Origin of the sequence: Citrobacter gillenii (assembly GCF_013337685.1) — a bacterium.
GTDB lineage: Bacteria > Pseudomonadota > Gammaproteobacteria > Enterobacterales > Enterobacteriaceae > Citrobacter > Citrobacter gillenii.
Genome location: NZ_SUQN01000002.1, coordinates 1 through 24,786 on the forward strand (window position 1 = coordinate 1; position 24,786 = coordinate 24,786).

The window sequence follows — 24,786 nt, forward strand, 5'->3', positions numbered from 1 at the left end:
GAAAGCCCTGAGTTAACGCTCAGGGCTTTTTCTTTTGCTGTCATTCAATTATTGCTAAATCTGCAAAAATCCTCTGCGTTATACGCTCTTTTTATCTACACGTTAGAAGGCCATACTCCTCCGACTAACGAAGACTGTGATTAAAAAGAGGAAATTTATGACTATCCCTGCATTCGGTTTAGGTACTTTTCGCCTGAAAGACGACGTCGTTATCGCTTCTGTTAAAACAGCTCTGGAACTGGGCTATCGTGCCGTCGATACCGCACAAATCTATGATAACGAAGCCGCGGTTGGTCAGGCGATTGCTGAAAGTGGTGTGCCGCGCAGTGAGCTGTATATCACCACCAAGATTTGGATTGAGAATCTCAGCGAAGAAAAACTGATCCCGAGCCTGAAAGAGAGTTTGAAGAAACTGCGTACCAATTACGTTGATCTGACGCTGATCCATTGGCCTTCACCAAACGATGCGGTTTCTGTTGAAGAATTTATGCAGGCATTACTGGAAGCTAAAGCACAGGGCCTGACTCGCGAAATTGGTATCTCTAACTTTACCATTCCGCTAATGGAAAGAGCCATTGCTGCAGTGGGCGTAGAGAACATCGCGACCAACCAGATTGAGCTGTCCCCGTATCTGCAAAGCCGTCAGGTGGTTGACTGGGCCAAAGCGCACGGTATTCACATCACGTCTTACATGACGCTGGCATACGGTAAGGCACTGAAAGATGAAGTCATTGCCGGTATTGCCGCGAAACATAATGCGACACCGGCTCAGGTGATTCTGGCATGGGCGATGGGTGAGGGATACTCGGTGATCCCTTCTTCGACCAAGCGAGAAAACCTGGCCAGTAACCTGCTGGCGCTGGATCTGCGTCTGGATGCTGAAGACAACGCGGCGATCGCGGCGCTGGACTGCAACGATCGTCTGGTTAGCCCGGAAGGTCTGGCACCCGAGTGGGACTAATGACCTGACCCAGCGACCCTCTGTGCCCTTTAACCCTCTTTCACAGCTCCTGCGGGAGCTGTTCTTATATGTTCACTCAAAAAGTCGATAAATGCCCGAATGCGAGTGCTTACTGCCCGATCGCTGTAGTAAACAGCGCTGAACGGCATCTCTACTGGCAGGCGTTTATCCGCCAACAATTCGACCAGTTCACCTCGTGCGATCTCCTTATCAATCATATAATCTGAAAGACAGGCAATACCGTTTCCGCTCAGACAAAGTTGTTTTAGCGTTTCGCCGCTGTTAGAAGATAGTCCGCATTCAGCCTCATGAAGCTGCCCATCGCTGCAGGCAATCGGCCAGGTATTGAGTGAAACCGGTTCAGAAAAACCGAGACACAGGTGCTGCTTAAGCGCTTCGACGCTCTCTGGAACACCAAATTTCGCAATATAGTCAGGCGAAGCAATAATCTTACGATAGCTGGTAAACAATGGACGTGCGCGTAGGCTCGAGTCAGTCAGCGTGCCTGCACGTATAGCTACATCCACTTTTCGTTCAATAAGATTGATGAACGTTTCTGAAGAGACCAGCGACAGCGTCATCTCAGGATAGCGTTCGCGGAAGGGCTTGATGAGCGGAATCAGGAAATGCAGCATAACCGGCGTAGCGGCGTCAATGCGCAGCAAGCCACGCGGCGTATTGCGAGACTCCATAATTTCCGTCTCTGCGGCGGCCATTTCCTGCAAGATTAGCTGTACGCGCCTGAAGTAACGTTCACCTTCCTCGGTCAGGCTTAGCTGTCGGGTGGTCCGATTGAGCAAGCTGACGCCCAGTTTCATCTCCAGTTTTTTTACGGCCCGACTGACGGCAGAATTGGCCTGTCCCAACTGCTCTGCGGCGCGGCTAAAGCTACCGCTTTCCACAACAGCCACAAAAATCGCCAGTTCTTCTGAGGTTGCTTTCATTTTTGCACCTGAAGCAAAATTATATTGAGATTTTGAATATTTTTGTTATTAAAGCATCCCGGCATACTGCATGTCATCTGATTACTGATGATATGGAGTTTATTTATGCCACTCGCTTTATTCGCACTGACTATAAGTGCCTTCGCCATTGGCACGACCGAATTTGTGATTGTCGGCCTGGTACCGACTATTGCTGAACAACTGGCCATCTCTTTGCCTTCTGCGGGGATGCTGGTTTCAATTTATGCGCTGGGGGTGGCTATTGGCGCACCAGTGCTGACCGCTCTGACAGGGAGCCTGCCGCGTAAACAGCTGCTGGTTGCGCTGATGGTGCTGTTTACTGCCGGTAATTTGCTGGCTTGGCAGGCTCCGGGCTATATGACCTTAATTGTCGCCCGTCTGTTGACCGGTCTTGCACACGGCGTGTTCTTCTCGATTGGTTCAACCATTGCAACAAGTCTGGTGCCTAAAGAGAAAGCGGCTTCGGCCATCGCCATTATGTTTGGCGGTTTAACGGTGGCCCTGGTGACGGGCGTCCCGCTGGGCACATTTATCGGTCAGCATTTTGGTTGGCGTGAAACCTTCCTCGCAGTCTCAATGCTGGGCGTCATTGCGCTAATTAGCAGCCAGTTGCTGATCCCGGCGAATATTCCAGGTCGGGCTGCCGCCAGCATCCGCGATCAGGTGAAAGTCTTAACCCATCCTCGTCTGCTGTTGATTTATGCGGTTACGGCGCTGGGCTATGGTGGCGTCTTTACGGCGTTTACCTTCCTTGCACCGATGATGCAGGATCTGGCCGGATTCTCCCCGACAGCGGTAAGTTGGATCTTATTGGGATACGGCGTCTCTGTGGCTATCGGTAATATCTGGGGCGGTAAACTGGCGGATAAACATGGTGCAGTCCCTGCATTGAAGTTCATTTTTGCTGCATTGTTTGTTCTGCTGATGCTATTCCAGTTAACGGCATCCACGCAGTACGCGGCGCTGGTAACGATATTGGTGATGGGGATCTTTGCCTTCGGTAACGTACCGGGATTACAGGTTTATGTTGTGCAGAAAGCGGAACAATTTACCCCCAATGCAGTTGATGTCGCCTCCGGACTGAACATTGCGGCGTTTAACGTCGGTATTGCACTGGGTTCGGTGATTGGCGGGCAAACGGTAGAGCATTATGGCTTAGCGCAGACGCCGTGGATTGGCGCGCTTATCGTACTGGCTGCTTTCTTACTGATGGGCATCAGCGGTCGTCTTGATAAACCTGCGCGGATCACGCTGGGATAACTCATTGATGTAAGTACCCACTTACAAAACAAACTGCAATTGCTCGTTGAAAGTAAGCCTTAAAGTCCCTATAACTGAAGAACCAGTCCGGCTGCGGACTGGTTGACGTTACAGAGGTTTGAAAGTCTACAGTGCGAAAAAACACCTATGCTATGCGCTATGTTGCCGGACAACCCGTTGAGCGGATCTTACCGCCACGGTCGTTTGCGCATATTGGTCAGGCATTACCCGCCGGCGTTCCCTTAAGCAGTGAAGACCGTATTCGCGTGCTGGTGTGGAATATTTTTAAACAGCAGCGGGCAGAATGGTTGTCGGTGCTGAAGAACTTTGGCAAAGACGCGCATTTGGTGTTATTGCAGGAAGCCCAAACCACGCCGGAACTGGTGCAGTTTGCGACCGCTAACTATCTTGCTGCCGATCAGGTTCCCGCCTTTGTGCTGCCTCAGCACCCCTCTGGCGTCATGACGCTGTCGGCGGCACATCCTGTTTACTGTTGTCCTCTGCGAGAGCGTGAGCCTATTTTACGGCTGGCAAAGTCCGCGCTGGTGACGGTATATCCTCTGCCAGACTCACGTTTATTGATGGTAGTGAACATTCACGCGGTTAACTTCAGCCTCGGGGTGGATGTCTATAGTAAGCAGTTACTTCCCATTGGCGATCAGATTGCTCATCACAGCGGTCCGGTGATTATGGCCGGTGATTTCAACGCCTGGAGCCGTCGACGGATGAATGCGTTGTACCGTTTCGCCCGTGAAATGTCGCTACGCCAGGTGCGCTTTACCGACGATCAGCGCCGACGCGCGTTTGGTCGCCCGCTCGATTTTGTGTTCTATCGTGGTTTGAACGTCAGTGAAGCCTCTGTGCTGGTGACGCGTGCATCCGATCACAATCCACTACTCGTTGAATTTAGTCCCGGCAAGCCTGAACAATAAAGGTGTGTCAGGTCTGCCGTGGGGCAGGCCTGTTAGGGTGCTGTCCTTTATCTTTCACCACAACCGAAGGACAACACAATGACTACACGCTCTCATCATGACAACGTCGAAAAGCAGTTTGGCTCGCAAGCGAATGCCTATTTAACCAGCACGGTACACGCCTCTGGCCGTGATTTACAACGGCTGGCGGAAAGGCTGTCGGCATTTCCACAGGCCAGCGTTCTCGACATGGGATGTGGTGCGGGACACGCCAGCTTTGCGGCGGCACATCAGGTAAAACAGGTCGTGGCGTATGATTTATCGGCGCAGATGCTCGACGTGGTCGCGCAGGCGGCAAAAGAGAAGGGATTAGACAATATCGCTACCCGGCAAGGATATGCCGAAAGCCTGCCGTTTGAGGATGGCTCTTTTGATGTGGTGATTAGCCGCTATTCTGCTCATCACTGGCATGATGTCGGACGCGCGCTGCGAGAAGTGAATCGTGTATTGAAACCTGGCGGTGTGGTGATTGTGATGGATGTCATGTCACCTGGGCACCCGGTGCGGGACATCTGGCTGCAAACCGTTGAAGCGTTACGCGATACCTCACATGTGCGCAACTATTCCAGCGGTGAGTGGCTGTCATTGATGAATGATGCCAATCTGATTGCCGATACGGTGTTGACGGACCGCCTGCCGCTGGCGTTTAGCTCATGGGTCGCGCGGATGCGTACCCCGCAGGTGTTGATTGACGCGGTTCGTTTATACCAGCAGAGTGCGTCTGCCGAAGTGCAGGCCTACTTCGCGTTACAGCAGGACGGGTCGTTCACCAGTGACACGATTATGGTTGAGGCGCATAAAGCGGCATAAATAAAAAAGGCACTGGGGGGAAACCAGTGCCTTAATGTTTATACTGCTATCAGGAGTCCGGCATACCGTTGTTTTTCACAAACAACGTCAGCTGATCGCCCGGCTGCAGATTGTCGGTATCGTTATTCCAGCGCATCACATCCTTGATGTTGACCCCGTGACGTTTAGCAATGCTCGAAAGCGAATCGCCCTTACGTACACGATAGGTAATGCTATCGCTGTTTTTAGCCAGTCGCTGCGCGCTGGTGCCTGCACCTACGGTCAAGCTTTGGCCCACTTTCAGAGTCGAACTACGCAGATTATTCCACTGCTTTAGCTCATTCGTATTCACGCCAAGACGTGAAGCGATGCCGGAAAGCGTATCGCCAGAGCGAACCTTGTAGCTACGGCTGTTCAGCGGCGTGTTATCCGCGACCAGCGTTGACTGTACGGCTGCAATTTCGCCTGACGCCAGGGACTCACGCAGTTTCTCCGCGTGCTTCTTTGGCACCATCACATATTGCGGGCCGCTGACACCCAACGTGGAGCCTTTCACGCCAGCATTGAAGGTCTTCAGCTTGCTGACGGAAATACCCGCCATATCGGCAACCTGAGCCATCTCAACCGGGCTGTTCAAGCGAACACGTGCCAACGCGCGGCTTTCGTCTGTGGTTGGCAGACGCACGCCATAACGCTTGCTGTTCTTGAGAATATCACTCAATGCCAGCATTTTGGGCACATACTGCTTCGTTTCCTGAGGCAGAGGGAGTGACCAAAAATCGGTGGGCTTGCCACGAGATTTGTTCGCTTTCATTGCCTTCATCACGCGACCTTCACCGCTATTATAAGCAGCAACGGTCAGTAGCCAGTCGCCATCAAACATCTTGTTCAGACGCTGCATCATGTCCAACGCGGCAGTGGTGGAAGCCACAATGTCGCGACGTGCATCATAATTGCGGGTCTGCTTTAAACCATAATTGCGCCCCGTGCTCGGAATGATCTGCCAAATGCCTGCGGCATTGGCGCCAGACGTTGCGTGAGGATCAAAAGCGCTCTCCACTATGGGTAGGAGTACCAGCTCCATCGGCATGTTACGTTTCTTAACTTGCCCGGCTATCCAGTACATATACGGCTCTGCCCGTAACGTTACATCGTGGAGATAGCTCTTATTGCGTAAATACTTCTGTTTCTGTTCGCGAATCCGGTTGTTTTCCGGAATTCCCATCTTTAGCTCGTCACCAATGAAAGCCCACAAATCCTGATCGGCAGCGATAGATGTCCCATCGTCCATCCAGCGCGCCTGGCTTGTAAACTTTCCTGCTTCCCCTTGACCAGCTGCAGAAAGGCTCTGTGCGTGTTGTTGGACGTTACCAGTATTCTGGCACCCAACAAGCAGGACAGAGGCGAGTAATATCGCTTTTGCCTTCATGTGTGTGTCAATAGTTGCTTAAAAGACGACCGATCATAACGGCGAAGTTTTCAAAAGGCAACCCGGAATTGTCAGAACGTATCTTTCTTTGACCTTAACCACGCAAAACGCGCTTCAGGTTGTTGCAATATTGTTTCTTTGTTGATTTCATTAATTAAATCAATATCTTCCGTTCTTAAAAAAATATTATTTCTGCGCTCATTTTTCAGAATTACGGGTAGTGTCATTTGGTTTTTTACGCGTAACTCATTAACTTTACGATAATAATCATTTATAGACGGATCGTGCGGGAGGATGCTTAAGGCAAACTTCATATTTGCTAAAGTGTACTCATGTGCGCAACAAATTAACGTATCATCCGGAAGGGCACCTATTTTTTTAAGTGATTGATACATTTGTAATGCTGTGCCTTCAAAAAGCCGGCCGCAGCCGCCGGAAAACAGCGTGTCGCCGCAAAACAGATAAGGGTGGCTGAAGTAACAGATATGTCCTAAAGTGTGACCCGGCGTGGCAAATACGCTAAATTCATGCCCTAAAACGAGTGCGATATCACCCTCTTCGACTACACGTGTGGTTCCCTTATCTTGTGTTTCAGCAGGTCCATAGACCACTATTTGTGGAAAGCGCTGCACAAGTTCTTTCACGCCGCCAACGTGATCATGATGGTGGTGGGTAAGTAAAATAGCCTCTGGTACCCAGTTGTGCTCAGCAATGGCTTGTAGCACCGGAGCCGCCTCGCCAGGATCGACAATCAGGCAATGATTCTCATTATTGGTCAGGACCCAGATGTAATTGTCATCAAAGGCGGGAATACTGTTAAGATTCATAAATTACCTCTCAATGCGAAACGGAAGGTTGTAATGAAACCGGCAAGGCTCCCTCAAACTGTCGTAGCGCCCGTGAGCTGGGATGATTTACCCTGGGGCGAACACTATCGTGAGGCGCTGGAGTATCAGCTTAACCCGTGGTTTGCGAAAATGTACGGTTTTCATCTGCTTAAGATTGGTAATTTAAGCGCAGAAATCAATTCCGAAGCGTGCGCGGTTTCTCATCAGGTCAATGTTTCTTCGCAAGGCTCGCCGATGCAGGTGCTGGCGGATCCTCTGCATCTTCCCTTTGCCGATAAATCTGTTGATGTGTGCCTGCTGGCGCATACGCTGCCGTGGTGCTCCGACCCGCATCGCTTACTGCGTGAGGCCGATCGTGTGCTTATCGATGACGGCTGGTTAATACTGAGCGGATTCAACCCGGTCAGCCTGATGGGCCTGCGCAAGCTGGTACCGGTATTACGTAAAACATCACCTTACAACAGCCGGATGTTTACGCTGATGCGCCAGCTGGACTGGCTTTCGTTGCTGAATTTCGAAGTGTTGCACGTCAGCCGTTTTCACGTTTTGCCCTGGAAGAAGCACGGGGGGAAAATGTTAAGTGCGCATATTCCGGCGTTGGGATGTATGCAGCTGGTGGTCGCGCGCAAGCGAACTATCCCGCTTACGCTTAACCCAATGAAACAAAACAAAAGCAAAGCGCGTATCCGTCAGGCCGTTGGTGCAACCCGGCAATACCGTAAACCGGACGCTTAAGCTTCGGGTTGATACCCAACATCATCCTGTGTAGGACTCATCGCCGCGGCGCGGGCAAGCTCGTCGCAGCGTTCGTTTTCCGGGTGGCCAGCGTGGCCTTTGACCCATTCCCACTTGATTTGGTGCTGACCCAGCGCCGCATCCAGGCGTTTCCAGAGATCGACATTCTTGACCGGTTTTTTGTCTGCGGTTTTCCAGCCGCGTTTTTTCCAGTTGTGGATCCACTGGGTAATACCCTGGCGCACATACTGGCTGTCGGTACTGAGCACCACTTCACATTGTTCTTTAAGTGCTTCCAGCGCGACGATGGCCGCCATTAGCTCCATGCGATTATTGGTGGTGAGGTTGTATCCTTCGCTAAAGGTTTTTTCTCGCCCGCGAAAGCGTAAAATTGCCCCGTAGCCGCCTGGCCCTGGATTTCCCAGGCAAGAACCGTCGGTGAAAATTTCTACCTGTTTAAGCATCTCTGGTAGACTTCCTGTTTTAGAGATCGATATAAACGATAAGTCTGACATAAATGACCGCTATGAGCACTGGAATTACACGGCAGATCGTCCTCGATACCGAAACCACCGGTATGAACCAGATCGGTGCCCACTACGAAGGCCACAAGATTATTGAGATCGGTGCGGTTGAAGTGGTGAACCGACGCCTGACCGGCAATAACTTTCACGTTTACCTGAAGCCCGATCGGCTGGTGGACCCGGAAGCGTTTGGCGTACACGGCATCGCGGATGAATTCCTGCTCGATAAGCCCACTTTTGCTGATGTTGCCGATGAGTTTCTTGACTACATCCGCGGTGCGGAGCTGGTCATCCATAACGCATCGTTTGATATCGGCTTTATGGATTATGAGTTTGCAAAGCTCCATCGCGATATCCCGAAAACGAACACCTTCTGTAAAGTGACCGATAGCCTGGCGCTGGCGAGGAAGATGTTTCCTGGCAAGCGTAACAGCCTTGATGCACTATGCTCGCGTTATGAGATAGACAACAGCAAGCGTACCTTGCACGGCGCATTGCTCGATGCTCAGATTCTGGCCGACGTTTATCTGATGATGACCGGTGGGCAGACCACGATGGCATTTTCCATGGAAGGTGACAGCCAGCAGCAGAATGATACCGGGATCCAACGGATTATGCGTCAGTCCGGCAAGTTACGTGTTGTTTTCGCCACTGATGAAGAGTTAGCGGCCCATGAGTCGCGCCTTGACCTGGTTCAGAAGAAGGGCGGAAGTTGCCTCTGGCGGGCATAGTTTGCGCGTTTACCGTGCAGAAATGGCTATTCGGGTGATTTTTGCAGCAAACGATTAAAAACGTGAGAAAAAGCGTTGACGAGGGGCGAGGCAATCCGTAATATTCGCTTCGTTCCCAAGCGGAACACAACGCGGAGTGGTAGTTCAGTTGGTTAGAATACCTGCCTGTCACGCAGGGGGTCGCGGGTTCGAGTCCCGTCCATTCCGCCACTATTCAGAAAGCCTGAATCAGCAATGATTCAGGCTTTCGTCGTTTTAATCCGCCCAAAATACCCATCCCCCCTGGCTGGCTATCAATCTCCCTGTCCTGTCGATCCCGGCAGCACATCAGGTCATCCTTAACCTGATGAATAGCGCAGTGTGCTTAACTGGAGAAGCGATTCATTACGCAGGCAAAGCGGGGTGAAAAATTATCGCCAATCAGAACCGTCTCTTTATTCAGGTGCTTCAACATATACAGTTTGTCAGTACGTTCGTAGGCATCGAAGAAGAGATAATCCACAGCATCCGTTGCGTTATCATCAGGCGATTTCTCACGTCCCTCGGGCGTTAGCATGAAGACCCCCGCGGTATGGCCGAGCGGCCGTGCGTAACGGAAGAACAGTTTGCGGTTAACGCTGAACTCGCCTTCATCACTTTTTAATTTCCCTTGTACGGACAATGAGAGATGCCCGGAATTGTAGCTGGTTATCAGCAGGATCCCATTGAGCTCCTTTTTTGTATTATGAATGTCGAGTATCGACGTGAATTCCGAGGAACAGGAAAAACTGATTTCCTTTTTCTTAGCATCTCCGGCGACGACGAGAAAAGCGATAGCCGCCAGTCCGCAAATGGCAATCATGACGGACCACAATAATGGAGAGCGATCGCTTTCCTGTTTCATATTATTCCTCATGATGGCGATACTGGCTGATGCAATGGTAGTAGCCGAGGTTGAGTCCGCATTCTGCCGCAAACGACCAGTCAACCAGATTATGGTTGCTCGACCAGGTATTGAGATACAGCTCTTTTGGGGTTGAACAGTTCGGGTTAATGCCGACGGATTTAAAAATATCCAGCGCCTTCTTTTCAGTAATGGTGTCTGTGAGGGCATTCCCTAATATATGTACCCGGCATTGCTCGTAATCGATGGTACGCAAAATAGAGGCATCGGTCATGGCAATTTCATTTGGTATCCACGTTAACCAGGCTGTTGCCAGTACGGCGATGCCGGTAATTAATGCGGTGATTGCTATAGGCCATCGGTTTTGTTTTTTTGTCTTTCGTACCGATGTAAAAGAAGCGGTACTGGTGAGGGGCTTTTTTTCTTCTTGCTGCTGAATATTGATATTGACGTCACCCATTCGAAATCCCGTACGCGGAATCGTTACGATGTATTCTGCCGGGTGCCCCGTCGACGTTATTGCTTTGCGCAGAAATGAAATGTGCTGATTGAGATTAGCATCTGTCGCTCTAGCGCCATTATGCTGGAATACATTGAGTAGAATCTCGTCGCGCGTGGAGATATCTTTACCATTTTGCAACAAATACATCAGTAATTGTACTGCTACATTATTCAATGTGGCTATCTCACCAGATGAGATATCTTTTAGCGTATTTTTATGTGGTTTAAATACTAATCCATCACCAATAATTACGGATTTAATCTTATTTATTGGTATATGAGAAATCACGGATATCTCCTTTGATGCAACAAAGCATGGAATCTCACAGTCGAGTGGTTGAAGCAATAGCATAACATAATTTATTTATTAAAAATGACTGTGTTATTGAACGTTTTATTAATGTTTTTATAACAATATTTCAATGTTTATCTGAACGTGCGCTATTATCCTTTCCCATTTCTCCTATCTTATTGTCATTCCTCGTTTTTGATATCCATTGGCATTTTTACAAAACTTTCATAAATACATTGCTCCTCCTTTTTAAGCTAAATAAAAAAATATCCAATAGATAAAAACACTATAAAAGATATAAATGATAGGTATTAACACTGGTTTTCTTGCGATTTTAGGCGGTTTTTGCGCGATAGATCGGTGTGATAGCGGGGAGGCAACATGATTCCCTGAGTTTGATTGAAAGCACGATTTTTCGTTGTCTCATTTTATTGCCGATTTAATATAAGCCCCGAAACAGCGTGAACGGCTGCGGAGGGTATTTCGGATGAAATGCCAGTAACGTTCAAAATCAAGGGTGGTTCGAGAAGGAATGTTTGCAAGGTAATGCGCGTCTACCACCTGAAGACCCATATTTCCCAGGAAAAGTAGCCTGTGGAAATAGCACGTCAAAATAACCAGAACAGAAATAAGGTTTAGAAGTAATATGAAAATGAAAAATGTGGCCGTCGTCTGTGCACTGATGGCAGGAATGACTTTTACTGCCTCTTCTGCTTTCGCTGCAAAAAGTGTAGAGCCGACCAACGGTAAAATTCATTTCACCGGTTCACTGGTGAATTCAGCATGTGGCCTGGCACCGGAATCCAGCCCGGTACAGGTAAACTTTGGTGAAATCCCAACGTCTCAGTTAAAAGACAACCAGCGTGCTGGTGTTAAACACGCCAAAATCGTTCTGCAGGGCTGTGATACCACTGTCGCCAAAACCGCAACCGTAACATATACCCCAGCAACAATTGACCAGGACAATAGCGCGCTGGCTGCATTTACTTCAGGTACTGCACAGGGTGCGGGCATCGGTATGATTGATAGCGGCAACCAGGATGTAAAATGGGGTGAAGCTGCCTCTCAGGTTAATATTACCGATGGTGAAAGTGACATCGATTTTGTGGCTTACCTGCAGGCAAATAATGCCTCCGCAGCGGTCACACCGGGTGATTTTGAATCTACCGTTAATTTCCAGATTGACTACCAGTAATGGTCTGCAGCAGGCGCATTAATGCGCCTGCTTACGCCTTCCCGCGAATAAATGAAAGGAAATGCGGTTATGCCTGAATGGCGAACGTTACTGCTTTTTATCTTTATCTCGCCTGCGTGGGTCATGGCTGGCACTGCGCCTGTCGCCAGCACGCCCGGCAAAATGCGCATGCGGGGACATATTATTGAGGCTGCTTGCTATGTCGATCCGCGCGATCGTTCGTTGTTGGTTGAATTTAATGATATCTCCGCTCGGGATATATCCGGGAGACCAGAAAAAGTCTCTGCGCATGGTTTCAGTATTCATTTGCTGGGATGTTCATTAGGGGATTCTCGACATTCAGAGAATGTGTTTCAGCGCGCAAATATCACTTTTTCCGGCATGCCCGATCGCGACAACCCTGATTATCTGAGCGTGCAGTCGACGACTGAAGATTTAGCGATAGAAATATTTGATAGCACCGGACAGCAAATTCATCTGGGGGAGCCTTCTCCGGATTATGTCCTAAACCCTGGAAAAAATACGCTCAATTTTACAGCTTATTTAATCTCCCGCGACGGACGAATGACATCCGGCGAATTTACTGCGGTTACGCATTTTGTTGTGAATTATCTCTGAGCTGCTCCGGCAATTTGGGTATCTGAAGGTTTGCGAACGAAAATGATTACGCTGAAAACAGATAAAAAACGTCTGGCGCTTATTATTGCTCTGGTCTGCAGCGCTTCATGGGCTGAGGCGGATGAGGCTATTGAATTTAATACCGACGTCCTGGATGCCAGCGACAGGCAAAACGTAGATTTGCAGCGCTTTTCTGAAGGCAACTTTGTCACCCCCGGGGAATATTTGCTGGATGTTCGTATTAACGGGCAGGAGATCCCACAGCAGTCGATTCGCTATATCACCGATCCTGACAATAAACATAAATCTCTGGCGTGCCTGTCACCACTACAGCTCGAATTACTTGCGCTCAAAGAAGACGCATTGGCGCATATTCATCCGATTACCGCGACCTGTCATGACATATCCCGCCTGCCGGGCGTGGTGTTGAATAACAGTGCCGGACTTCTGGACATTACCGTGCCGCAGGCATGGATGAAATATACCGATCCTGACTGGACGCCGCCGGAACGTTGGGATAATGGCGTCGCGGGGCTGATTTTTGATTACAGCGTGTCGGGTCAGGCCACCCACTACGAACAAGGCGGAGGTCATTACCGCTCGCTGTCGGGCTATGGGCAAACGGGGTTCAACCTTGGTGGCTGGCGTTTTCGCGGGCAGTATCAGGCCGATTACTCTTCTGATAATCAGCACGGGCAGATTAACTGGGATCAGATCTACGCCTATCGTCCATTGCCCATGCAGGCTGCGAAGCTGACGGTGGGTGAAATCTATCTGAATTCTCAGGTCTTTGATTCTGTTCGCTTTACCGGGGTTAACCTCGCCAGCGACGAGCGTATGCTACCGCCAAATTTGCAAGGCTACGCGCCTGAAGTTCACGGCATTGCCCGCAGTAACGCCAAAGTGACCGTCAGCCAGCAGAAGCGCGTGATCTACCAAACGACCGTTCCTGCGGGGCCGTTTAATATTCAGGATCTGCATGCTTCGGTACGCGGCACGCTGGATGTGCGGGTAGAAGAGCAAGATGGCAGCGTGCAAACTTTTCAGGTCAATACCGCTGATATTCCTTACCTGACACGTCCGGGCTATGTTCGCTACAACACCGCCGTCGGTAAGCCTTCACTCTATAACCATGATGTCCAGGGGCCGGCATTTTACAGCGGTGATTTTTCATGGGGAGTGAGTAATGCCTGGTCCCTGTACGGCGGGGCACTGCTAACAGGTGAACGCTACAACGCTTGGTCGATGGGCATCGGGCGGGATCTGAGCTGGCTGGGTGCGTTGTCGGCTGATGCGACGCAATCCGTCAGCCGGGTGAAGCATCAGGACGAACAAAAAGGCATGTCCTTTAAGCTGAGCTATGCCAAAACCTTCGATGAATACAACAGCGCCATCACTTTTGCCGGTTATCGTTTTTCACAGCGTAGCTTCCGTTCTTTCTCGCAGTTTCTCGATGAGCAATATAAAAATAATAACAGCGCCGGGAACGAGAAAGAGATGTACACCATCACCGGTAATAAGACCTTCTTTGCAGACGATCCGCGCCTCTCCACGACGCTGTATCTGACCTATACCCACCAGAACTACTGGGATCGCCGTTCGCAGGATCGCTATGGGCTGTCGGTGGGTCATAGCTTTTCATTTGCAGGCATTCAGGGGATCAGCACCAACCTTGCCGCATATCGCTCCGAGTACCAGGGAAAACGGGATGACAGCCTCTCGCTCTCGCTGTCTATTCCGTGGAGCGATAGCCGCTCAATGGACTATGAGCTGCAGAACAACGGCAACCAAACCAGCCAGATGGTTTCGTATTCCGATAACCGTGACCGAAATAATCCGTGGCGCCTGCGCGCCGGACTCTCCGGCGAAGGCCATACCGCCTTTGACGGCTACTACCAGCACCGGAGCATGATGGCCGAGCTGGAATCTAATGTCAGCTGGCAGCAGTCACGCTACTTCTCCGTGGGCGGCACCTTGCGTGGTGGTTTTACTGCAACCCGTCACGGCGCGGCGCTCCACAATAGCCAGGCATCGATGAATACCGCCCGCGTAATGGTTGACACCGACGGCGTCGCTAACGTGCCGCTGAACGGCGAACAGGCACACTCGAACCGCTTTGGCATTGCCGTGGTACCGGATGTCGTGAGTTACCACAGCTTTGATACCCGTATCGACGTGGACACAATGGATGAGGATATTTCCGCAGCCAAAGCCATCGTCACCAACACCCTGACCGAAGGAGCGATTGGCTATCAGCGCTTTGCCGTCGCACAGGGGCTAAAAATGATGGCCCAACTGCGTATGAAAGATGGCTCGGTACCACCGTTTGGCGCCGAGGTGTTTAACGCCAACGGCGTGAGTGTCGCCATGGTGATGGAAAACGGTGAGGCCTGGATTGCTGGTGTGAAACCTGCCGAACGCCTTTCCGTTGCCTGGGGAGGGCGCGCGCAGTGCTATCTGGCGGTGCCTTTGCAACCTAACCCGGAAGGTAACGTCCTGTTGCCTTGTGAATAATATTAACTACCTGAATGAAGCGAACCATGAATAACCAAGCTATTTACTCCGTGCAGCGCTGGCTGAAGCCGGTCGCCTGCGGTTTGCTGTTTGCCGCGGACATCCATTCCGCGTGGGCGGGCATTGCGCTTGACCGTACCCGGCTGATCATCACCGGCGATGCGCGCTCTGTTAGTGCGAACTTAAGCAATACGAGCCCGAGCATTCCATTCCTCGCGCAGTCATGGGTGGAGGACGCGAGCGGGACAAAAATCACCTCGCCGCTGATGGTTTTGCCGCCGTTGCAGCGCATTAATGGCGGGCAAAAGGGCATTGCCCGGGTAACAAAAACCGGCGGCATTAACGCATTGCCGCAGGATCGCGAAAGCCTGTTCTATCTGAATGTTCGTGAGATTCCACCTAAGCCAGATAAGCCAAACGTGCTGCAACTGGCGATGCAGTCACGCATCAAACTGTTTTACCGTCCGTCGGCAATTGTGCCTGATACACCCGGAGCGGTATGGCAAAACCAGCTGGTGTTCCACAAGCAGGGTGCCCGCTGGACCGTGAATAACCCGACGCCTTACTTCGTGACCTTAATTGGCTTGAGCCGCAAGCCGGAAGCGCAGGGCGGCGGCAGGCTGACTGACTTCCCCGGAATAATGATCTCGCCTAAGTCGTCTCTCGATTTCAGCGTGAAAGAGGGCGATGTCAGCCAGTTCAGCATGATGTACGTGAACGATTTTGGCGGCCATCCCGAACTGAAATACCGCTGTACAGGCAATGTGTGTCAGGCATTGCCGATGGAGCAACAGCCCCGGTAACAGGACTCGGTAAATGAAAAAAATGCTTTGCGCCCTGCTGATGCTGGGAGTGGCCGGGATGGTTCAGGCCAAAAGCGGCCGTCAGGATATGAGCCATGTGTCCGGCGAGTATGGCAACGTTCGCTTTCACGGTCGTGTTTATGTCTCACCGTGCGTGCTGGATATGGCATCGCGCGATCAAACCATCAACCTTGGCGATATTTCTGCCCGCCGGTTTCACCAGGGAGGCGATCGTAGCGATTCGGTGTTGGTCACGCTGTATCTGAACGACTGCTTAAAGGGCTCAGGTCATGCCCTGCAGGATTTTCCCGGGCAGGCCAGCGAAATGCCTAAGCTGGCGCACAGCACGGTGGAGCGTGGCGTCTCGCTGACGCTGATGGCCGACAGTTCTCCGGGAAACAGCGATCTGGCCCGGATCCATGGCAATGTGCGAGGAGCAGGCATTCGGCTGATGACCGAACGTCAGCAACCGATCCATCTAAGCCAACCGCAGCGCATGTGGATCCTCAAACCTGGAGATAACGCTATTCACTTTCTTGCCGCGCTGGAGTCTATCGGGCGCGAGGTCAGCGCTGGTGAATTTCGCGGTCTGGTGAGACTTAAGCTGGAGTATCTATGAGCGTTTGGCATAAAACGTTGTTCTGGACAGCGCTGGCTTGCTGTCCGCTGACGGCGCACGCATTTAGCCAGGGAGAGGGTGAACCAGAGGGCGGGGCACCGCATCAGTACGATATTGAACTGAGTTCGCTGGATGTCAGCAAAAACCACGTTGGTGGTCGAACGGAGCCGTTTCCATGGAATCTGGGGAGCTGGTATGTAGTGAATTTTTATTGCCAGCAGGCCGATATCTCACGAGAACCTATTTACTACACCACCACCACCACGATGCCACCTTCAAGTCAGGGGGCGAACCGTTTCCGACTCAATGAGTATCTGGATGTCGATGTTCAGGTATGGGTCGCCGGGGGCTATAAGAAATATGTCCAGGCTCCCTTTACCAATGTTTCAAACCGCAACAACAGCAACACCTGCAAAAAGCGAAAGGGCTACGTGCGCGCCAGTAATGTTGAAAGTGGTTCGAAAGGGAAAGTGACGTTTATTGTCACCAAACCCATTATTAACGGTATCAGTATCACTTCTCAGTCGTTGCTGGAGGTCGCCGGGCGCATGGGAAGCGGTGGACCCACACCCACAACGGCGATTTCCCGCGTGGTGATTAAATCCGGGCTGATTACCGTGCCGGATAAATGCACCTTTAACCGGGGCGATAAAATCAGTATCGAATTTGGCGATTTGCCCGGTTCTGCCGCCCGGCTCAATGGTTCCAATTTCAGCAAGTCGATCCCGATTCATGTGTCCTGCGAAGGCGGCAGTTTTGATCAAGGGGCGCTGAACATCAATTTGGGCGTACAAACCACCACGGCTTCAGGCACGGCGGGGTTTAACGATCATTTCCTCGGCACCCTCAGCAGCGGAGAAAAACGCGACGACCTCGGTATTGTCCTGAAGGATGAGAGTGGAAGCATTGTGGTGCCGAATCAGTTCTATAACGTCAAGGGCTTTTACCAGAATCAGGGCGACTGGAACCTCACCGCCGCGCCGGTAGCGAAGCCAGGCGTGGGTAGCGTTAAGGTGGGGGAGTTTGAAGCTTCGGCCACCGTTGTTGCGCAGTTTCAGTAAGGTAATGCCATGATATTCAGGACGTTAATCACGCTCAGCGCGCTGCTGATCGGCGGTACGGTGCAGGCCGACACCAAACTGGTCGGCGGCGATATGCACTTCCACGGCACCATCAGGGCGCTGGCCTGTAGTATTGCGCCGGGTGGCGACAAAATCGAGGTCGATTTCGGGCAAATCGCGACCCAGGATCTTTATCTTGCTGGGCGCGGTAAGCCGGAAAAATTCAGTATTCAGCTCCGTGATTGCGATCCTGATGTCTTTCGTGGGATCTCCGTGACCTTCGGCGGCACTGAAGATGCGGAACTGCCCGATCATCTGGCACTGGATAGTCACGAGCAGGGGGGCGCATCAGGGATCGGCATAGGGATGAGCGAAGAAGACGGCGCGGCAATCCGGCTTGATGAGAGTACGTCAGTGACAGACATTACCAAAGGATCGATGACGCTGAATTTTCTGGCGTGGGTCGAGGCCCAGCCGACAGCGTTGAAAAATCAGTCCCTTGAGTACGGTCCTTTTAGCGCCAGTGGGACCTGGACGCTGAACTATCAATAGTATGAAAAATACACTGAATCGCCTTGCCCCGCTGCCTGCGCAGAGAGTATTTCTCGGGCTCAGCCTGTTTTACTGGTGCGGGGCAATGCACCTTTACTGGCCGAATAATGGCGGCAGCGGCCTGTCGTTACCGCTCAATATTTTGGCCTGGATCTACGCAGTTGTATTAGCCGGCTGCGTATCCGTACGACCCCCTCGCCAGGTCTGGCGCGTCACCTTGCCTGCCGTCGGGTTTATCGCAGGCTCACTCATTCTGACGTTGCTCTGTCTGATGACGCCCGCAGTCTGGCAACCTGAGTCACTGTTGGTGGTTGGGGCGCTGTTGGGCGGTGTGCTGGTTTATCTGGTGGTGCTGCAAATTCCGCTGGCGGCGAACACCCTGACGACATTACTGGCGCTGTTATGGGGAGCCAGCCTTATCGAGTGCCTCGTCTTCGTCTATCAGTATTGGCATCTACCGGGCGTGGGCTACTGGGAGTTTGCCTGGTGGCGCAGTACGCGGCCCTACGGCATTTTTCAGCAGGTTAACCTGATGGCCAGCTTCACCGCCTGCGGCACCCTGCTGTCGGTAGTGTTGGCCCTGCGACTACGCGGCAGAAAGATAATCGCCATGGTGTTTGCCCTTGGTGTGATGGGGTTTGTGCTGCATGAATCACAGTCGCAAACCGGGTATTTGTCACTGGTCGTCGGTGAAACGCTGCTGCTGATGATTTTCCCCGCCCGGCGGCGGACGTTACTGCTTCTTGTGCTGCCGCTGGTGGTCGGAATGCTAGCAGGAGCGGCCGCGCGCCATGTTATGTCCGTTGCGACGGTCGAGCACTTGACGTCATCGCAGGTGCGCTGGACGGTATTGAAAACGTCGCTGGCCCTGTTTATGGCGCGACCGTGGACGGGCTGGGGCATCGGCAGCTTTCCCGCTCTGTTTCTTGACCGCGCGGGCCATCTGGGACTGAGCAGCATGTCGCACCCGCACAACGAGCTGGTGCTATGGATGGTCGAAGGCGGCATGGTCGGACTGGCGGGCACGCTCTGTTTTATTGCCGGAGGGTTCTGGCTCTGGCGGCGTGGCGATCGCTGGCACCGCGCCTGCATGGTGGCGGCGCTGCCGGTGGCGATTCATATGCTGACTGAATATCCCGTCAGGCAGTCGACGCCTCACTGGCTGCTGCTGATCCTGCTGCTACGTTGTGCGGATCGCACGGAAAACGCGTATCGGCTGGCGCTGTCGGTGACGAAAGGGATGTGCGTGACCGCGTTTATTACATTTTTGCTTTTAACACCGGTATTGCTCCTCACGCTACAAACGCAGCAGCAGTTGACGATGGTGGAGCGGCGGGCAGAGCAGTGGCGACTGGCCAAATCGATCCCGGTAGGGGGCTGGTTGCTGGTCAGTCGCTACCGGTTTGATGTTGCAATGGGCGATGTGCAACGTTATCAGCGAACCCGGGATACCCGCTGGCTGGCGCACGTTCAACGCTGGGCGCCTGACTATGTACGTGTTCATCCTGACCCGAACGTCTCCTACATCCAAATCTTGCTGGCGCTCAAGCAGCGCGACATGCCCGCAGCACGTCGTCTGGCGGCACGCTTTTATCGTGAATACCCGAACGATCGCCGTATCCCCTGGCTGCAGGATGCCCGACGTCCTTTTAATCAAAAAATGGAATGACATGAACAGACCAAACGAACAGGCTCAATATCTACCCGCACGTCCCCGCAATGCCGAGCTGCTGCGGATAACCGGGATCCGTTTACAGCACATTCATTTTTTTGATGACGCCTCGCTGGATGTCCGTGAGGTGTTGAGTCAGGTTCGGACGTCGTTACCGCTGGATCTTTTTTTCAAGCACCTTTCCACAACCGCGAAGCAGCAACTCTTTCTTTGGCAAATGCAGCGGGTACTGGCGCTGCCGGGAAGCTACTCCCTGAATGTGTCTGTCCGGATGCTGACCTGCATGTCGTGGGTGACACGATTGATTAAACGGGCGCATCAAGGGCGTATTGTGATCGAAATTCAGGACCCAGGCACCATGATGCGTCTGGAAAAGTCAGAACAGCAGGCGGTGTGTATTGCGATAAGATCCCTGGTGCGCCACGGGTTCCGCGTCTGGCTGGATGATGTATCGCCCGAGCTATTTTTTGTCTGGCGACTGTCTGGGGTTCGGTTCGATGCCATCAAAATTGAAAGCGGAATGTTTCATCAGTTCAGAGAATCGGAGTGGCAGCTGAGAGTTCTCATCAACCAGTTTCGCGGGCTGGGCGAGCGGGTGGTGATCGAGGGGGTGGAAACGCCGGAGGATTATGCCATCTGTCGCGTAAGCGGTGCCGATGCCGTGCAGGGATTTCTGTTTGCGCAAGAAATAATGCCTGAGCTGACAGCCTGAACCATTGCTGGTTCAGGCTTATGCCATTACTCGCCCAGCGTCTGTGCGATATCTTTTTGCACCAACTTACGCTGCTCTGGTGTGAGGACTTTGCTCAGGTCAAAGTAGTATTTCACGCGGTAGTAACGTGCCTGCTGTTCGATGTTGCTGAACGCGGCAAGCTGTTTCTTAACAGCGGCATCATCCCATTTTCCGGACTTGATCACGTCAATCAGCACGCCGTCTTTAACGTCGTTCACCGAAATCTGGCTGACATTGGTTTCCAGCTGTTGGTGCAGCTTTTTAATCTGCGCCACCTGGTCATTGCTCAGTTTCAGGTGCTGTACCACTGGATCCTGGGCCGGGGCCGGAACGTTGGATACGTTTGCTGCAAGTGTGCTAAAGGAGGCACCCGCCAGGGTAGCAGCCAGCAAAGTCATGCGTACAAATTTCTTCATTTTGATATCCTGATAAGGGAATTTACGTGTGATTATCATTTTCAGAATACGTTGCCTGAGGCATGTCGCCACGCGAATTTGTTTTGCGGTTAGTTACGGAGTGAAACAATCCCGCCACGAGGAAACCGTTCCGTAACGGGCGAGAAGAGATATCTCTATAGCGTAAACGGGTCGGCATCCTGCCAGGCTGGAAACTTCTCGCGATACTCCCGCAATGCTGTAAGCGACAGCTCAGCATCAATCCGCGTGGCCTGGTGCGCCTCGGCGGTGGCAATAATTTCCCCTTGCGGGTTAATTACCCGGCTGTCCCCGCGATAATGATGGCCATTGCCATCGCTACCAACCCGGTTACATCCTGCTACATAAGCCTGGTTCTCAATTGCCCGGGCGACCAGCAGTGCCTGCCAGTGCAGTGAGCGTGGTGCAGGCCAGTTTGCGACATATAATGCCAGGTCATAATCCTCGCGATTGCGTGACCATACCGGAAACCGCAGGTCATAACAGACCAGCGGTAAAATACGCCAGCCGCGCCATTGAACAATGACGCGTTCTTCTCCAGCCTGATAATATTGGTGCTCGTTCGCCATGCGGAACAGGTGGCGTTTATCATAAAAATGAACGCATCCTTCGGGTTCTACCAGTAAAAAACGATTTACCGGGCCACGTTCTGACTGTAACGCGGCGCTGCCGGCGATTAGCGCATTTGTCTGCTGCGCTTTGGCGTGCATCCAGCGAACAACCTCTTCCTGCGTAAGCGACGTGCTGGCCGCTTCCATCGCAAAGCCGCTGGTAAACATCTCGGGCAATACAATGACGTCTCGTCCGGTGATGGTTTCAAGCTGTCGGTCGAAATGGCGCAGGTTAGCCGGGCCATCCATCCAGATCAGTGGTTGTTGCAGTAGGGTAATTTTCAAACCAGGCACAATCGAGGCTCCTCGTTGAACAGCATTTTGACACTGTAGCATGAGCATTACCGAAAATGTGGCAATAAAAAGCCCCGCGTTAAGCGGGGCTGGAAGTCGTGCGCGATCGCTATGCCGCTTCGACTTTACGCACTTTCTCTGGCAACTTTACCGGCTGGGTCGCCAGCTCCTCAGGGTCAAAATCATCCACGTTGATGCTGCGCAGACGGCTCTCTTCCGCTTTCACCAGAATCGCGGCTTCGTCTTTATCAATCAACCCTTTTGCCAGCGCGTTACGCGCCAGTTCATCCAGGCGGGTAAACGGCAGGTTTTTACCCAGCTCTTTGCAGATACGCTGGTGGATAGGGTCGGCGGCAATCACGTCCAGCAACGCTTCTTCCAACAAGCCGACCGGATTGTATTGGCTTGGCGTCAGGTACTGACCGCGACCGATGCGTGAACGGGTTGCGCTCGGCACCTGCAAAATCTTCGCAACTTTATGATCCAGTTTGTCAGAAGGCGCATGGTAGTGGCGACCGGTCGGGAAGATAACCACATTCAGCAGCCCGGCAACGAAACGATTCGGGAAGTTTTGCAGCAGATCGTCCATCGCCTGTTCCGCTTTATACAACGCATCCTGTACGCCCCAGTGAACCAGCGGCAGGTCGGCTTCATGGCGGCCTTCGTCGTCATAACGCTTCAGCACGGCGGAAGCCAGATACAGCTGACTTAATACATCGCCCAGACGCGCGGAGATACGCTCGCGACGCTTCAGACTACCGCCCAGCACGGCCATGGAGACATCTGAGAGTAATGCCAGGTTGGCGCTCAGACGGTTCAGGTGCTGGTAGTAACGTTTGGTGGCATCACCGGTTGGCGTGCTGCTGGTAAGCCCGCGCGTCAGACCGAGCCAGAAACTGCGTACCTTATTGCTGCCGACGTGACCAATGTGCTTAAACAGCAGCTTATCGAACGCATTCACATCGTTGTTCTGCGCCGCCGCCATCTCTTCCAACACGTACGGATGGCAACGAATTGCCCCCTGGCCGAAGATCATCATGCTACGGGTCAGAATATTGGCACCTTCAACGGTGATGGCGATCGGGGCGCCCTGGTAAGCACGCGCCAGGAAGTTGCTTTCGCCCAGCATAATGCCTTTACCGCCAGTGATATCCATCGCATCGATGATTGACTGCTGCCCGCGGTGGGTACAGTGATATTTCACGATGGCGGAAAGTACCGCTGGTTTTTCGCCGAGCATAATACCGTAGGTAATCAGCGACGCCGCGGCGTCCATCACGTAGGCGTTACCGGCAATACGCGCCAGCGGTTCTTCAATACCTTCCATCTTGCCGATAGAGATTTTGAACTGGCGACGAATATGCGCATAGGCACCTGTTGCCATGGCAACCGATTTCACGCCACCTGTCGAGTTAGATGGCAGCGTAATGCCGCGCCCCACAGACAGACATTCCACCAGCATACGCCAGCCCTGACCGGCCATCTTCGGGCCACCGATAATGTAATCAATCGGTACAAAAACATCTTTACCCAGCGTCGGACCGTTCTGGAACGGGACGTTCAGCGGGAAGTGGCGACGACCAATTTCTACGCCCGGTGTTGAGGTGGGGATCAGCGCGCAGGTAATGCCCAGATCTTCTTCGCCGCCCAGCAGTTTTTCCGGGTCGGAGAGTTTAAACGCCAGGCCCAGCACGGTGGCGATAGGGGCCAGCGTGATATAGCGTTTGTTCCAGGTCAGGCGCATACCCAGCACCTGCTGACCCTGCCATTCACCCATGCAAACTACGCCGGTATCCGGAATCGCCCCTGCATCGGAGCCCGCTTCCGGGCTGGTCAGCGCAAAGCAAGGGATTTCCTGACCACGCGCCAGACGCGGCAAATAATGGTTTTTCTGTTCTTCGGTGCCGTAATGTTGCAGCAGTTCACCCGGGCCTAATGAGTTAGGTACGCCAACGGTGATCGCCAGGATCCCGGAGACGCCGGAGAGTTTTTGCAGTACGCGAGCCTGTGCATAAGCAGAGAATTCCAGACCGCCATACTCTTTCTTGATGATCATCGCGAAAAAGCGGTGCTCTTTCAGATACGCCCACAGTTCTGGCGGCAGATCCGCTAATTCATGGGTGATCTGGAAGTCGTTTGCCATGCGGCACGCTTCTTCGACCGGACCGTCAATAAAGGCCTGCTCTTCTGCCGTCAGGCGTGGCTGCGGATAGCTGTGCAATTTCTTCCAGTCCGGTTTGCCCTGGAACAGATCGCCTTCCCACCAGGTGGTACCGGCATCAATTGCTTCTTTCTCGGTGCGCGACATCGGCGGCATAACCTTACGGAAGCCGCGGAACACTGGCGCAGAGATCATGGATTTACGCATCGGCGTAAAGTTAAACGGCACCAGAATAATGGCCAGAGGAACCAGCAGCCAGACCGACCACAGGCCAGCTATGCCGAGCGCAGCCGTCCATGCGAGCAAAATTACGCTGCTGAGAAACAAGCTCACGCGGTGATAAAACAATACGCCGAGCAGAACAATCGTTGCGAGAATACTCAAAATCATCATATCGAAAAGCTCCCTTGCTTGTAGGAGGTCTGACCACTTGTGATGATATGGTTGTAGTGGATGTAAATTCTTTTAGCAATGTGTTTACAAAATAATTACAACAAAGCTCACATTGTTGTTGTTTTCACCGGCACAAAAAATCAAAAGCCACAGCCATTCCTGTGGCTTATGCTTCTCGCCTGTAGTGCTATCCGGTACACTGCATCTTGTCATTTACATTCATGCTGAAGGATATCC

General features: G+C 52.3%; 23 protein-coding genes, 1 tRNA gene and 1 pseudogene. 16 read left to right on the plus strand and 9 right to left on the minus strand.

Annotated elements, in window-relative coordinates:
- Positions 1 to 157: 157 nt before the first annotated feature.
- Entirely contained in the window at positions 158 to 961 is an 804-nt protein-coding gene (dkgB, locus tag FCH32_RS03765) for a 2,5-didehydrogluconate reductase DkgB (protein ID WP_137363200.1), read from the plus strand.
- A gap of 29 nt (positions 962 to 990) precedes the next feature.
- On the opposite strand, the gene yafC is transcribed toward dkgB, so the two are convergent.
- Positions 991 to 1,905 (minus strand): DNA-binding transcriptional regulator YafC, encoded by a 915-nt coding sequence (yafC, locus tag FCH32_RS03770; protein WP_096758211.1) that lies wholly within the window; start codon positions 1,903 to 1,905, stop codon positions 991 to 993.
- Positions 1,906 to 2,010: 105 nt separating this feature from the next.
- On the opposite strand from yafC, the gene FCH32_RS03775 reads away from it, so the two are divergent.
- From FCH32_RS03775 to FCH32_RS03785, 3 genes are all read left to right on the plus strand, one after another.
- Entirely contained in the window at positions 2,011 to 3,186 is a 1,176-nt protein-coding gene (locus FCH32_RS03775) for an MFS transporter (protein WP_137363201.1), read from the plus strand.
- A gap of 131 nt (positions 3,187 to 3,317) precedes the next feature.
- Complete coding sequence (locus tag FCH32_RS03780) at positions 3,318 to 4,118, plus strand: endonuclease/exonuclease/phosphatase family protein (protein ID WP_115259371.1); 801 nt, start codon at positions 3,318 to 3,320, stop codon at positions 4,116 to 4,118.
- A 78-nt stretch (positions 4,119 to 4,196) separates the two neighbouring features.
- Complete coding sequence (locus tag FCH32_RS03785) at positions 4,197 to 4,967, plus strand: class I SAM-dependent methyltransferase (protein WP_115259369.1); 771 nt, start codon at positions 4,197 to 4,199, stop codon at positions 4,965 to 4,967.
- 49 nt (positions 4,968 to 5,016) lie between these two features.
- Here FCH32_RS03785 and mltD read toward each other — a convergent pair whose 3' ends face one another.
- Positions 5,017 to 6,375 carry a murein transglycosylase D gene (gene mltD / locus FCH32_RS03790; RefSeq protein WP_174360524.1) on the minus strand — a complete coding sequence of 453 codons (1,359 nt, stop codon included), beginning with the start codon at positions 6,373 to 6,375 and terminating at the stop codon, positions 5,017 to 5,019.
- Positions 6,376 to 6,446: 71 nt separating this feature from the next.
- Positions 6,447 to 7,202: a hydroxyacylglutathione hydrolase gene (gloB, locus tag FCH32_RS03795; protein WP_174360525.1), complete on the minus strand. Its 756-nt coding sequence runs from the start codon at positions 7,200 to 7,202 to the stop codon at positions 6,447 to 6,449.
- Between the two features lie 33 nt (positions 7,203 to 7,235).
- Here gloB and FCH32_RS03800 point away from each other — a divergent pair, with 33 nt between their 5' ends.
- Positions 7,236 to 7,958: a class I SAM-dependent methyltransferase gene (locus FCH32_RS03800; protein ID WP_115259365.1), complete on the plus strand. Its 723-nt coding sequence runs from the start codon at positions 7,236 to 7,238 to the stop codon at positions 7,956 to 7,958.
- Here the strand turns inward: FCH32_RS03800 and rnhA are convergent.
- A pseudogene (gene rnhA, locus FCH32_RS03805) lies at positions 7,955 to 8,531 on the minus strand (ribonuclease HI). The gene FCH32_RS03800 and the pseudogene rnhA sit on opposite strands and share 4 nt — an antisense overlap.
- On the opposite strand from rnhA, the gene dnaQ reads away from it, so the two are divergent.
- Both dnaQ and FCH32_RS03815 read left to right on the plus strand, forming a co-directional pair.
- Entirely contained in the window at positions 8,485 to 9,213 is a 729-nt protein-coding gene (dnaQ, locus tag FCH32_RS03810; protein ID WP_181883346.1) for a DNA polymerase III subunit epsilon, read from the plus strand. The pseudogene rnhA and the gene dnaQ overlap by 47 nt on opposite strands.
- Before the next feature lie 133 nt (positions 9,214 to 9,346).
- A tRNA-Asp gene (locus FCH32_RS03815) sits at positions 9,347 to 9,423 on the plus strand.
- Between the two features lie 154 nt (positions 9,424 to 9,577).
- Here FCH32_RS03815 and FCH32_RS03820 read toward each other — a convergent pair.
- Together FCH32_RS03820 and FCH32_RS03825 are read right to left on the minus strand one after the other, a co-directional pair.
- Entirely contained in the window at positions 9,578 to 10,096 is a 519-nt protein-coding gene (locus tag FCH32_RS03820) for a hypothetical protein (protein ID WP_117341991.1), read from the minus strand.
- A gap of 1 nt (position 10,097) precedes the next feature.
- On the minus strand, positions 10,098 to 10,886 hold the full coding sequence (locus FCH32_RS03825) for a winged helix-turn-helix domain-containing protein (protein ID WP_117341992.1): 789 nt from the start codon (positions 10,884 to 10,886) through the stop codon (positions 10,098 to 10,100).
- 649 nt (positions 10,887 to 11,535) lie between these two features.
- Between FCH32_RS03825 and FCH32_RS03830 the strand changes: the two genes are divergently transcribed.
- From FCH32_RS03830 to FCH32_RS03870, 9 genes are all read left to right on the plus strand, one after another.
- The gene (locus FCH32_RS03830; protein WP_117341993.1) at positions 11,536 to 12,084 is read left to right on the plus strand and encodes a fimbrial protein; all 549 of its coding nucleotides are present in this window, start codon (positions 11,536 to 11,538) and stop codon (positions 12,082 to 12,084) included.
- Between the two features lie 69 nt (positions 12,085 to 12,153).
- Complete coding sequence (locus FCH32_RS03835; RefSeq protein WP_117341994.1) at positions 12,154 to 12,702, plus strand: fimbrial protein; 549 nt, start codon at positions 12,154 to 12,156, stop codon at positions 12,700 to 12,702.
- Positions 12,703 to 12,744: 42 nt separating this feature from the next.
- Entirely contained in the window at positions 12,745 to 15,216 is a 2,472-nt protein-coding gene (locus tag FCH32_RS03840) for a fimbria/pilus outer membrane usher protein (RefSeq protein ID WP_174360526.1), read from the plus strand.
- A 26-nt stretch (positions 15,217 to 15,242) separates the two neighbouring features.
- Positions 15,243 to 16,019 (plus strand): fimbrial biogenesis chaperone, encoded by a 777-nt coding sequence (locus tag FCH32_RS03845; RefSeq protein WP_174360527.1) that lies wholly within the window; start codon positions 15,243 to 15,245, stop codon positions 16,017 to 16,019.
- A gap of 13 nt (positions 16,020 to 16,032) precedes the next feature.
- On the plus strand, positions 16,033 to 16,638 hold the full coding sequence (locus tag FCH32_RS03850; protein ID WP_117341997.1) for a fimbrial protein: 606 nt from the start codon (positions 16,033 to 16,035) through the stop codon (positions 16,636 to 16,638).
- Positions 16,635 to 17,699 carry a fimbrial protein gene (locus FCH32_RS03855; protein ID WP_117341998.1) on the plus strand — a complete coding sequence of 355 codons (1,065 nt, stop codon included), beginning with the start codon at positions 16,635 to 16,637 and terminating at the stop codon, positions 17,697 to 17,699. The genes FCH32_RS03850 and FCH32_RS03855 overlap by 4 nt, the downstream gene beginning before the upstream one ends.
- 9 nt (positions 17,700 to 17,708) lie before the next feature.
- Positions 17,709 to 18,251, plus strand: a complete 543-nt coding sequence (locus FCH32_RS03860) for a fimbrial protein (RefSeq protein ID WP_117341999.1) — start codon at positions 17,709 to 17,711, stop codon at positions 18,249 to 18,251.
- A 1-nt stretch (position 18,252) separates the two neighbouring features.
- A complete protein-coding gene (locus tag FCH32_RS03865) occupies positions 18,253 to 19,920 on the plus strand; it encodes an O-antigen ligase family protein (protein WP_174360528.1) in 1,668 nt (555 codons plus the stop codon).
- A 1-nt stretch (position 19,921) separates the two neighbouring features.
- Positions 19,922 to 20,635 carry an EAL domain-containing protein gene (locus FCH32_RS03870; RefSeq protein WP_228758121.1) on the plus strand — a complete coding sequence of 238 codons (714 nt, stop codon included), beginning with the start codon at positions 19,922 to 19,924 and terminating at the stop codon, positions 20,633 to 20,635.
- Between the two features lie 26 nt (positions 20,636 to 20,661).
- Here FCH32_RS03870 and FCH32_RS03875 read toward each other — a convergent pair whose 3' ends face one another.
- From FCH32_RS03875 to fadE, 3 genes are all read right to left on the minus strand, one after another.
- Positions 20,662 to 21,072 (minus strand): Spy/CpxP family protein refolding chaperone, encoded by a 411-nt coding sequence (locus FCH32_RS03875; RefSeq protein WP_096758202.1) that lies wholly within the window; start codon positions 21,070 to 21,072, stop codon positions 20,662 to 20,664.
- 155 nt (positions 21,073 to 21,227) lie between these two features.
- Positions 21,228 to 21,995: an amidohydrolase gene (locus FCH32_RS03880; RefSeq protein WP_115259360.1), complete on the minus strand. Its 768-nt coding sequence runs from the start codon at positions 21,993 to 21,995 to the stop codon at positions 21,228 to 21,230.
- Positions 21,996 to 22,104: 109 nt separating this feature from the next.
- The gene (gene fadE / locus FCH32_RS03885; RefSeq protein ID WP_174360529.1) at positions 22,105 to 24,549 is read right to left on the minus strand and encodes an acyl-CoA dehydrogenase FadE; all 2,445 of its coding nucleotides are present in this window, start codon (positions 24,547 to 24,549) and stop codon (positions 22,105 to 22,107) included.
- Positions 24,550 to 24,786 lie beyond the last annotated feature (237 nt).

Coding starts and splice junctions, on each gene's coding strand:
- dkgB (WP_137363200.1), top strand. CDS start 158: ATGACTATCCCTGCATTCGGTTTAGGTACTTTTCGCCTGAAAGACGAC.
- yafC (WP_096758211.1), bottom strand. CDS start 1,905: ATGAAAGCAACCTCAGAAGAACTGGCGATTTTTGTGGCTGTTGTGGAA.
- FCH32_RS03775 (WP_137363201.1), top strand. CDS start 2,011: ATGCCACTCGCTTTATTCGCACTGACTATAAGTGCCTTCGCCATTGGC.
- FCH32_RS03785 (WP_115259369.1), top strand. CDS start 4,197: ATGACTACACGCTCTCATCATGACAACGTCGAAAAGCAGTTTGGCTCG.
- mltD (WP_174360524.1), bottom strand. CDS start 6,375: ATGAAGGCAAAAGCGATATTACTCGCCTCTGTCCTGCTTGTTGGGTGC.
- gloB (WP_174360525.1), bottom strand. CDS start 7,202: ATGAATCTTAACAGTATTCCCGCCTTTGATGACAATTACATCTGGGTC.
- FCH32_RS03800 (WP_115259365.1), top strand. CDS start 7,236: ATGAAACCGGCAAGGCTCCCTCAAACTGTCGTAGCGCCCGTGAGCTGG.
- dnaQ (WP_181883346.1), top strand. CDS start 8,485: ATGAGCACTGGAATTACACGGCAGATCGTCCTCGATACCGAAACCACC.
- FCH32_RS03820 (WP_117341991.1), bottom strand. CDS start 10,096: ATGAAACAGGAAAGCGATCGCTCTCCATTATTGTGGTCCGTCATGATT.
- FCH32_RS03830 (WP_117341993.1), top strand. CDS start 11,536: ATGAAAATGAAAAATGTGGCCGTCGTCTGTGCACTGATGGCAGGAATG.
- FCH32_RS03835 (WP_117341994.1), top strand. CDS start 12,154: ATGCCTGAATGGCGAACGTTACTGCTTTTTATCTTTATCTCGCCTGCG.
- FCH32_RS03840 (WP_174360526.1), top strand. CDS start 12,745: ATGATTACGCTGAAAACAGATAAAAAACGTCTGGCGCTTATTATTGCT.
- FCH32_RS03845 (WP_174360527.1), top strand. CDS start 15,243: ATGAATAACCAAGCTATTTACTCCGTGCAGCGCTGGCTGAAGCCGGTC.
- FCH32_RS03850 (WP_117341997.1), top strand. CDS start 16,033: ATGAAAAAAATGCTTTGCGCCCTGCTGATGCTGGGAGTGGCCGGGATG.
- FCH32_RS03855 (WP_117341998.1), top strand. CDS start 16,635: ATGAGCGTTTGGCATAAAACGTTGTTCTGGACAGCGCTGGCTTGCTGT.
- FCH32_RS03860 (WP_117341999.1), top strand. CDS start 17,709: ATGATATTCAGGACGTTAATCACGCTCAGCGCGCTGCTGATCGGCGGT.
- FCH32_RS03865 (WP_174360528.1), top strand. CDS start 18,253: ATGAAAAATACACTGAATCGCCTTGCCCCGCTGCCTGCGCAGAGAGTA.
- FCH32_RS03870 (WP_228758121.1), top strand. CDS start 19,922: ATGAACAGACCAAACGAACAGGCTCAATATCTACCCGCACGTCCCCGC.
- FCH32_RS03875 (WP_096758202.1), bottom strand. CDS start 21,072: ATGAAGAAATTTGTACGCATGACTTTGCTGGCTGCTACCCTGGCGGGT.
- fadE (WP_174360529.1), bottom strand. CDS start 24,549: ATGATGATTTTGAGTATTCTCGCAACGATTGTTCTGCTCGGCGTATTG.